Here is a 1,093-nt window from a genome sequence, read left to right as displayed (position 1 = left end):
CGAGAGCAGGGTTTGCTCACGTCGCGGCGCAGCACCCACAGCGCAAAACCCCGCCCAGCCCTGCAACGCGCCCTGGCTTACGCCATCTGCCACGCCGCGTGATGGCCAAAGTCGAGCTTAGAACGCCTAACGAAACCGGCCGGTGAGCGTTCTGACGGGCATGGCGAAGCTCCTGGTTCCGGATGACCTCTGGGCGGCGATCGAGCCGCTGCTGCCGCCCGAGCGGCCCAAGCCGAAGGGCGGTCGGCCGCGACTGTCGGACCGGGCGGCGCTGACGGGCATTTTGTTCGTGCTGAAGTCCGGCCTGCCCTGGGAGATGCTGCCCGCCGAGATGGGCTGTGGCTCTGGGATGAGCTGCTGGCGACGGCTGCGGGACTGGCATGAGGCCGGGGTCTGGGCCGCCCTGCACCGGGCGCTGCTTGAACGCCTGCAGGCGGCAGGAGCGATCGACTGGCGCAGGGCGGCGCTCGACAGCGCCAGCGTTGCCGCCAAAAGGGGGGCGCGGAAGTCGGGCCGAACCCGACGGATCGTGGCAAGCCGGGCACCAAGCGCCACCTTGTCACGGATGCCCGCGGCACGCCGCTTGGCCTGACACTCAGCGGGGCCAACCGCCACGACAGTCGTATGTTGGCCCCGACCCTGGATGCCGTGCCGCCAATCCGGACCGGCCATCGTGGCCGTCCTCGACGCCGGCCGGGCAAGCTCCACGCCGACAAGGCTTACGATCACCGCCGCTGTCGCCAGGAGTGCCGCACCCGCGGCATCGTCTCGCGCATCGCACGCCGTGGCGTCGAGCGCAGCACCCACCTTGGTCGCCACAGGTGGGTCGTGGAACGGACCTTCGCCTGGCTGTCCCGATATCGCCGCCTGACCATCCGATACGAGCGACGATCGGACATCCACCTCGCACTCACGACACTCGCCTGCGCCCTAGTCTGCCTCGGCCAGATCAGACGGTTCTGTTAGGTGTTCTTAGCTCGACTTTGGCCATCACGCGGCGTGGCAGATGGCGTAAGCCAGGGCGCGTTGCAGGGCTGGGCGGGGTTTTGCGCTGTGGGTGCTGCGCCGCGACGTGAGCAAACCCTGCTCTCGC

The 1,093-nt window shown here is 69.1% G+C and carries 1 pseudogene; it reads left to right on the top strand.

The features are described 5' to 3' along the window. Positions 1–160: 160 nt before the first annotated feature. A pseudogene (locus J8J14_RS24785) lies at positions 161–882 on the top strand (IS5 family transposase); the annotation flags it as partial. Positions 883–1,093: the final 211 nt, after the last annotated feature.

Origin of the sequence: Pararoseomonas baculiformis, assembly GCF_017813395.1 — a bacterium.
Lineage (GTDB): Bacteria > Pseudomonadota > Alphaproteobacteria > Acetobacterales > Acetobacteraceae > Roseomonas > Roseomonas baculiformis.
This window is presented reverse-complemented; position numbering and strand designations above follow the sequence as displayed.